Origin of the sequence: Psychroserpens sp. (assembly GCF_047633235.1) — a bacterium.
Lineage (GTDB): Bacteria > Bacteroidota > Bacteroidia > Flavobacteriales > Flavobacteriaceae > Psychroserpens.
Window position 1 is genome coordinate 1 of record NZ_JBLIET010000074.1, and the last position, 9,012, is coordinate 9,012.

Here is a 9,012-nt window from a genome sequence, read left to right on the forward strand (position 1 = left end):
TCTAATCTTAGCATTAATAAAAAAATCTAGCCTAGGGAAACCACCCAATTTAGTTTGATCTTGAGAATAAAATTCCGCTAGCAATGGATCATATCCATCCATGTAATAATCAGTGAAATAATTGAATGTGATTCCTGTTTGTAAAAACAGTGCCTTTTTTTTAAAGAAATGATTTGAATAATAAAACGTACTTCTAACTACGAACTCCGGTAAATTAAGAGATTGAGTATCGTCGTCTACCTTTTGATATAAGATTGAATTATCTAAAGCAAACTTTCCAAACTTTAATTCCTTATCTAATCTTAGTTTAAAAAAACTAATAGACTGTTCTAACTGTTCTGGTCTAATCGAATTGTCTTCTCCTCCTCGTGAAAAAAATGAAAAATTATCTAAAACAACATACTCAGCAGATATATCTAATATAGTTTTAGAGTTAAATTCTACCTTTAAATTTGTACTATTTTGGTTCTTAAAACTATCAACATTATTCCAGTTATAATTTATATAGTCACTTTGGTATAATAAGAGATTATAATTAGGAGAATTTGAAATATAACCCATACCACCCTTTATATACGTATCATCATTAACATCATAAACAATGTCAGATAAAAAATAACTGCTATCAAATTGACCAACAATGTTAGCACCCACATCAGTACTTAGTCTAAAGCCTCCGAATTGATTTGAGTAATGTCCCTCTAAACTCATAACTCTATCTTTAATTCTATTAGCTATTTGTTGATCATTTAAAATAGTGACTTTATCATAGCCGTAATTAATATCATTATAACCAACTCCAAAACTAATATCTCCTACTATAGGTTCTCTATAATTGATTAAAGCCTTAGTTTCAAAGTTTTCGATAGTTACCCTATCTCGAATATTAGATTGGTTAAATGAGTCTCCGAAAAAATCGGAGCTTGACGTTTGATCAAACTGAAAATATTTATCTTCAAAAGCAATACTATTTTTAATTGATAATGATCTGTTGATTGAATCTTTCTGAGGTATTATTATATACTCCTGATTTAAGAAGAATCGTTTACCAACCAAAATGTTTTCAGCATTATCAAAATTAGGATCAAATACAGATCTATCTATAAAATTTTGATCTCCTGAAATAAAATTTGAAACATCTTCGTTATTTAATCCGCCATTTTCTTGATTTAACAAATCTTGAGTTACAATATGTGTTCTCGCTGAATATCGATTGTTTTTAGATTTAAAACTCGAAGTAAATCGCAAATTACCAGTACTAGTTACAGCCTGTTGATAATTACCTAAAGACCTCATGCCTTTGTATGCGATTGAAAAGTTAAATTGTCTGGATGTATTCACAGTAAATAGAGCATCCAATAATTGACCTTGTTGAAATGCTGTTTTAAATAACAACTCTGTTAAAGGTGTTGGAACTTCATAGTATTTCACATCCTCAACTTCCAGATAGTTAAAATGTCTTCCTCGAGCTCCAAACAAAGGTAAAAGATTGGTTGAACTAAAATCTTTAGTTAGACTGTTATATGTTTGGCCTAAATTGGCGAATTGGATTAGACCAAAATTATCCTTTCTTAAATAATTAAATTTATATTCTTTTTGAATTGTTAAAGACGTGTCTAATACTTCTACTTGATTATTAGCATCTATAATTTTATATTGATCAATAGTGACGTCTTTCGACGAGACTTTATCTTTTTGACTTTTCCTGAAGACTAAAGAATCATTAATTGTAGTGGTATTTTCAACACTCTTAGTAGAGGATTTAAATTTTTGTGGTAACTTTTCTTGGGCACCACTAATTAAACATAGCAACAAGAAAAAAGAAACGATCGAGGTATGTCTTATCATATGATAAATTGAAAATCAAAAATAATTATTAAATAAGAAAAAAACTTATTATGTTTTGTTAAAACAAAAAAAGACCGAGAAAAATTCCCGATCTTTTTTTAAAAACTTTAACTTATAATACCAAGTCCTACTGCTTAGTCAAAATAAACTGGTAAGGTCCAAAATTTCCTAATGGTCCGTCAGCAATCATCACTGCAGGAGACTCTGTATAAGATGTAGTCTCTACAACCATATCAGCAAAATCACCTAGATTTAATGGATTAGAAAATGTAATTGTACCATTACAAGTATCTAAGGAAGCCGTTGAGCCATCCACGAAATACTGATTAAATCCTATAGAATTGTTAAGTATAAATACTGTTTGCGTTGGATCTGTTGGATCCAAACTAATTTCAACCTGATAACTTTCACCAAAAGCTGCTGCCAATGACAAACCTGCATTCACTCCAGAAGTAAAAACTTCATCGACACTGTAAGTACCAACGATAGCTGGAACGTCAAGTGGACAAGGCGTTGATATTCTGTAACTAGTAATGCTAGCGTCATTAAGACCTATAGTAACACCGTTATTATCAATAGCCGTCAAGACAACATCAAAAACAACAATATCCTGTAAATCACTTACTCCTGTAAAATTCAAAGAAATAGGCACTACTCTAGGATTTCCAGCTGCACTAGCTTGACCTGGTTCAAAATAAATACTACTACCAGTCGTTACGATGCTAGTAAAATCTCCCTCAACTGCTACCAATTGATAGCTAAGTGTCATACCATTCTCATATACTGGAACATTAGCAACCACTGGTAAAATCAACTCCTCTGTAATAATAGAGATCGTTGTTCCGCTTGTTGGAGTTGCAAATTGCATCCACCCCGTACTTGGATCACTTACAAATCTATTTTCTTCATTGTCGTCACAACTAAATGTAAAAACTAGAACAACAATAGACATTATTTTAAAAATATTTTTCATAATTATATATCTTATTTATTAAAAATTCTTAGTTAACACAGAAATCTGTTGAATTAGAATCTCCGAAGTTACCTACTCCAGAGGCATAAGAAACAACCGTTTGTGCAGCACAAACTAAATCGTAATCTCCTTCAGTATTTCCATCAAACAATCCGTCTCCAAAAGAATCAAAGAAAGTAAAGTTGTAACAGCCCGCAGCCAAACTAATATTATTAACTACCAGTTGAGTACCTGAACCACCATCGCTGTAAGGACCTCCATTATAAAGAACTGCACCAGAAGAATCTGTTAGTTCCCAAGTGTTTTCAGAACCAAAACCATCAAAGTTGATAATTAATTGGTAATCACTAGAACATACAAACTCGTTGATATCAAATTCTCTAAGGAATGAAAATGTTACTTCAGAAAACACTGATACATCAGCAGGAGCGTCAATATTCAACACTAAGAAGTTTTGAACGAAATCTGTTAAACCATCATAGTTAATAGTAACCTCTAACGTCCCTTCATGCGAATCTGCAGGAAAAAATACAGAACCTAAGGAATAATCACTAGCAGTTACATTAGTGTTATTAGCATCAACAGCAACGTTAAACGTACGATCTTGAGCTGATACGGTCGTTGAAAATACAGGCACTACAGATGTAATACCACCTACAGGTATACTCAATTCTATCACAGAATCAGCAAACCCAATACCAGTTTGACCACTATTAGGGTCAAAGGTAGCCGACTCTGTCTCGTCACAGGCAGTGAACAAAAGCGCCACCAAACATAATTTTATAAAAATTTTCATAATTTATTATTTTTTTAAATATTAATAACCTGGTGCTTGAGTAATGTTTGTATTAGCGTTAATTTCTGCAGTTGGTACTGGAAAAATCCACTTTTCAGAATTAAATGCTAAACTGCAAGGTATAGCTCCACCACAATCTGCATCATCTCTTTCAATACCAGCATTTAAAACAGACCTCATTCTTTTGATATCCGTATATCTATGACCTTCAAAAGCTAATTCTAAACGTCTCTCAGCTAAAACATCAGTTAAAGCCTCTTGAATATTAGTATAACTAGGTAACGTAGTAGCCGTATCTCTAACAGAACGTACAGCAAAAACATCATCAGCAGCTAAACCAAATTGAGTATTTCTAGCATAAGCTTCAGCTCTAATAAGATAAGCCTCAGAAACTCTCATTGCTTTAAAATCATTAATTGCTTGAGTATCTGAATTAATAGGATACTTTCCAATTATATAAATATCATCTTCTTCAATACTAGCAGGATCAATGTTCACACTTCTTCTAATATCAGAAGCAGGAAGTAAATTAGCTAATTCAGTAGACATTTCAACAAACGGTCCAGGACCTGTGAAATTCCATGTGAAATTTAAACCTAAATTAAATCCTTGAACACTGTCGTATCTCCAAATAACTTCAACCGAGTTTGCATCTTCATTGAACATATCAAAATACTGAGTCGCGTTAGCAAGAGGGTAATTTGAAATAATAGAATTTGCAAAACCAATAGCTCCAATATTATCACCAGTTTCTAAAGCTATTCTAGCTCTTAAAAAGGTCACAAAATCGGGAGATGCGAAATTAATATCATTAGTTCCAGCTGGAAATAAAGATAGCGCAGCATCCAAATCTGCTTGTATAGCAGTTAAAACCTCCCCAGTAGTATTTCTAGCAGGAGTAGCATCTGCAGACACATAGTCAACATAAGGTACACCAGCTGCAGAAAGATCTCTAATATCCACACCGTAATATAACAACAAGTCATAATGCATAAGTGCTCTAAATGCGTGAGATTGAGCCAATATATTATTGTATTGCTCTTGCTCAGCAGCTAAAGGAGTTATAGTCGATGCTGCAGCAAATAATCTATTAAAATCATTCATTGCGCTGTAACGACTACCCCATAAACCACGGTCACCACTGTCTGCGTTTAAAATTTGTGCTAAGGCATTTAATTCTTGACCACCATTATCGACCCCAAGACCACAATTATCTGTAAAAATAGAATTGTGTGCGATAATCTGGTTAGGAGAATAATTTCCTATGGCGCCATTTAGTCCCAGTTGCAAATCGGCAACTGTTACAAAAGCCGTTTCCTCGACCAACTGATCAATTGGAAATCTATCTAACGAATCGCTACAGCCAACAAATAGTGCAGCAACCGTTATAGTTAATATTGATAAATATTTTTTCATTTTTATTTTTATTTTAAAAAGTTAAATCGAATCCTAATGTAAATGTTCTTGGCACAGGATAATCAAAGAAAGTTGTAGAATTTGTTCCTTCTGGATCAAAGCCTCTAAATTTCGTCCAAGTCAATAAGTTTGTTCCTTGAACAAACACACGTACTCCAGTAAAGAATTTGGTTTGCTCTAAAACTTTTCTATCTACATTATATGATAAAGAAATATTTCTTAGACGCAAGAAAGAAGCATCCTCTAAATATCTATCACCATCAATAGCTCTTAGACCTCCATTTGATAATGCAGGCACATCTGTAACTTGTCCTGGTGTTGTCCATGCATTTAATAATGTAACAGATTGATTTGCAAATCCTGCTAAACCAGCATCTTCGATAATAGCTAAAGAACTATTGTTTTTCCATCTATCTGCTTGAAAAGCAAATAATGTATTTAAAGAGAATCCTTTATATCTAATATCTGCACCAAAACCACCAGTATAAGTAGGGTCAAAGTTTTTATCTAAATACACCGCATTGTCTGGACTGTAAACATTTGTTACATTACCGTCAAGATCCAAGTAAAGAGGCTCTCCGTTTGCTGGATTAACACCGGCCCATCTTGGTAAGAACCAAGTAAACGCAGATCTTCCTTCAGCAATTCTCAAAGTATTTCCAGTAAAACCACCTGGCAAACTAGTAACTTCATTCTTATTGTAGTTACCATTAGCATTTAAAGTAATGTCCCAAGGATTAGAATCTGACTTTCTTAAAATATTATAAGAAATCTGTAAATCAACACCTTGATTAGTCATATCTCCAACGTTTGCTTGTACCGTAGTTGTACCTGTACCAGCGATTGAAAGAGGCTTCCCTGCAAATAAATCAGTTGTCTTGTTATTATAAACATCCAACTCACCACTTAAACGATTTTGCCATAAACCAAAACTTAAACCAATATTTGCTTGGTTAGACGTTTCCCATTGAATAGCAGGATCAATTAAAGTACCTAGTGCATAAGAATTAGTATTTTGATATCCTGAACCAGAATTCACTGTTTGTAAACCTTGGTATCGAGAACCAACAGTTTGATTACCAACAACACCATAACTTGCTCTAAGTTTAAGAGTAGAAACCCAGTCAGCATTTTCCATAAATGCCTCGTTATCTATATTCCAACGTCCAGAAACAGACCAGAAAGTACCTTCTCTATTTTCAACAAATCTAGAAGTAGCATCGCGTCTTATTGACGCACCAATTCCATATTTACCGTCATAATCCATACTAAGCGTAGCAAATGTTGACGCTAATGCAATTTCAGACTCTGAAGAAAAAACTCCGGGAACATAAGGTAATCCAACCTCTGGACCTAAAGCTAAAATCCCGTCTCCGTTATCATCTTCACCTTCAACTGTATCACCAGCAATAAAACCAGCACTAGAACCTGGCAAAGCAGGGTTAAGACCAAAAGCTGTAAAGCCAGCATTTTGTCTGTTGTTATAATTATATTCTGCAAATACAGCTACATTAAGATTTAATTTTTCTGTAATATTATTATCATATCTAACGAAAGCATTAGTAATAATATTAACATCTCTAAAGAAACTTTCAGATTGAGAACCTTTAGATTCAGAACCAGCAGTAGGTGTATTCAAACCTCTAATACTAGTAGGTGTATTTATGAATAGCGACTCTACATTAGTATAGTCAATACCAAAAGATGTTCCTACTGTTAAATTTTTTGCGAAATTATAATCTCCAGCAAGTCTACCAACAATTTTGATTTCTGTTTCAGAATCCGTATTAACGGCAGCTGTGTTCAATGCAATAAAAGGCGTGTTTTGAAAACCATTAGCACCATCAGCATTGATAGAACCATCTAAATTGAAAGCTCCAGAACCACCACCTGACACAGGACCTGTACCATAAATATTAATTGAACCATCTGCATTATAAGGAGACAAATAAGGTAAACCAATATAAGGAACAATAAAAGGATTATCTAACTGACCACCTGTATTACCACCTCTTGCTGCATCTACAACAAAACTACTCACCGAGTAATTCATAGTTAAATTAGTAGAGAAGTTAAATTTGTTATCAGCTGAATTTACGTTAAAGTTATTTCTAAAAGAGAAACGCTTTAAATCACTACCTATAGTAATACCTTCTTGCTCGTAATAATTAACCGATGTAAAAGATGTCGCAGTTTCACCACCTGTAGTTATTGTAACTTCATGTGATTTAGTCTTACCTCTTCTAAAGAATATATCTTCCCAATTCGTATTTGACTGGTCAGCAATTCTAGCGATATCTGAATCTGATAAACTATCACCAAACTGTGTTCCAGGTAATAAATCTCTTTGGAAAGTTAAAAATTGAGAAGCATTCATTACGTCAAATCTTGTTTGAGGTTGAATTGCAACACCATACAAACTTCTGTACTGTACTTTAACACCAGAACCTTTTTTACCAGTTTTTGTAGTTATTAAAATTACACCACCAGCACCTCTATTTCCATAAACAGCAGTTGCAGCAGCATCCTTTAATACCGACATTGTTTCAATATCATTTTGATTTAAACTACGAAAGTTATCCTGATCTACAGGAACACCATCAATTATAAATAACGGCTCAACATCTCCATTAAGAGAGTTTCTACCCCTAATAATAACCGTAGCACTTTGTCCTGGCTGACCAGAACCTGTACTCACATTAACACCTGCAGCTTGACCTTGTAATAATTGATCAATAGAATTAATTGGCACTTGCTCTATAGACTCAGCAGAAACTACTGCTATCGCTGAAGTCACTTTAGAACTGTTGGTTGCTCCAGCATAACCTGTAATTACAACTGTTTCCAGCTCAGCCAAATCCTCAGCCATTGCAAGATTTAATGTTGAACTTTGTCCAACTTTCTTTTCTGATTTCTTCATACCCACAAAAGTAAATACTAGTGTCTCACCAGTACTTGCCTTGATCGAGTAATTACCATCAAAATCTGTTTGAACTCCACGTGAAGTTCCTTTTACTATTACACTTACACCAGGCAACGGAAGTCCGTCTGTAGCCGATGTAACTGTCCCTGTGACCGTTTTCTCTTGTGCGAAAGAGAGTTGCATCACAAACGCCATAAATAGCGTCATTAACCATGTTAACTTTAATTTCATAAAACAATTATTTGAGTTAGTCTTCCGCAAACATCTTAATAAAATATTAAATAAACAAGTATTTATGCTAAAAAAATGTTAACAAACATTTAATTTTCATAAAGGGTATTTATTAAGTTAAACCTTAGTGTCACTAGTAATTAGACACATAAATTGCAAATAGGTTGCGTTAAAATTTTAACTTTGTTCAAACTTTAACATTTTGAGACTTAAATCTTCGTTTTCACAAATACATTTAGAATGTGGTACAGATGAAGCTGGACGTGGTTGTTTAGCAGGCCCAGTCACTGCTGCCGCTGTAATTTTACCAAAAGGTTTTAAAAATTCTACGATTAATGATTCCAAGCTACTTTCAGAAAAAAAAAGAAATCTATTGCGCCCAATAATAGAAAATGAAGCTATAAGTTATTCGTTTTCACATGTATACCCATCTCAAATTGACAGTATCAATATATTGAATGCTTCCATTCTAGCCATGCATAAATCTATTGAGCAACTCAAAATTCCTCCAGAGTTTATTATTGTAGATGGTAACAGATTTAAACCATTTAATACCATTCCTTTTCAAACCATTATTAAAGGAGACCGTAAATACCTCTCTATTTCTGCGGCTTCTATTCTAGCAAAGACATATAGAGATGACTATATGGAAGAGATTCATAAAGAATTCCCCATGTATAATTGGAAAAAAAACAAAGGTTACCCCACAAAAGAACATAGAAACGCTATTCGAGAATTTGGAATAACAAAATACCATAGAAAAAGTTTTAGATTATTACCAGAACAATATCATTTGGACCTCTAACTTTTTATATTTGTAAAAAT

General features: G+C 33.6%; 6 protein-coding genes. 1 reads left to right on the plus strand and 5 read right to left on the minus strand.

Annotated elements, in window-relative coordinates; genetic code table 11:
- From ACJAZK_RS14240 to ACJAZK_RS14260, 5 genes are all read right to left on the minus strand, one after another.
- Positions 1-1,848 (minus strand): putative porin (locus ACJAZK_RS14240; RefSeq protein ID WP_415224604.1); only part of this gene is annotated, 1,848 nt, incomplete at its 3' end.
- Between the two features lie 127 nt (positions 1,849-1,975).
- Positions 1,976-2,821: a hypothetical protein gene (locus ACJAZK_RS14245; protein ID WP_415224605.1), complete on the minus strand. Its 846-nt coding sequence runs from the start codon at positions 2,819-2,821 to the stop codon at positions 1,976-1,978.
- A 28-nt stretch (positions 2,822-2,849) separates the two neighbouring features.
- Positions 2,850-3,617, minus strand: a complete 768-nt coding sequence (locus ACJAZK_RS14250) for a hypothetical protein (RefSeq protein WP_415224606.1) — start codon at positions 3,615-3,617, stop codon at positions 2,850-2,852.
- 21 nt (positions 3,618-3,638) lie between these two features.
- Positions 3,639-5,033, minus strand: a complete 1,395-nt coding sequence (locus ACJAZK_RS14255; RefSeq protein WP_415224607.1) for a RagB/SusD family nutrient uptake outer membrane protein — start codon at positions 5,031-5,033, stop codon at positions 3,639-3,641.
- Positions 5,034-5,046: 13 nt separating this feature from the next.
- Positions 5,047-8,187, minus strand: a complete 3,141-nt coding sequence (locus ACJAZK_RS14260) for a SusC/RagA family TonB-linked outer membrane protein (protein WP_415224608.1) — start codon at positions 8,185-8,187, stop codon at positions 5,047-5,049.
- 202 nt (positions 8,188-8,389) lie between these two features.
- On the opposite strand from ACJAZK_RS14260, the gene ACJAZK_RS14265 reads away from it, so the two are divergent.
- Positions 8,390-8,992, plus strand: coding sequence for a ribonuclease HII (locus tag ACJAZK_RS14265; RefSeq protein ID WP_415224609.1), 603 nt, complete (start codon positions 8,390-8,392; stop codon positions 8,990-8,992).
- The last annotated feature ends 20 nt before the right edge of the window (positions 8,993-9,012 follow it).

What these genes read in the sequence shown, in the direction of transcription:
- ACJAZK_RS14245 (WP_415224605.1), bottom strand. Translation starts at nt 2,821, where the DNA reads ATGAAAAATATTTTTAAAATAATGTCTATTGTTGTTCTAGTTTTTACA.
- ACJAZK_RS14250 (WP_415224606.1), bottom strand. Translation starts at nt 3,617, where the DNA reads ATGAAAATTTTTATAAAATTATGTTTGGTGGCGCTTTTGTTCACTGCC.
- ACJAZK_RS14255 (WP_415224607.1), bottom strand. Translation starts at nt 5,033, where the DNA reads ATGAAAAAATATTTATCAATATTAACTATAACGGTTGCTGCACTATTT.
- ACJAZK_RS14260 (WP_415224608.1), bottom strand. Translation starts at nt 8,187, where the DNA reads ATGAAATTAAAGTTAACATGGTTAATGACGCTATTTATGGCGTTTGTG.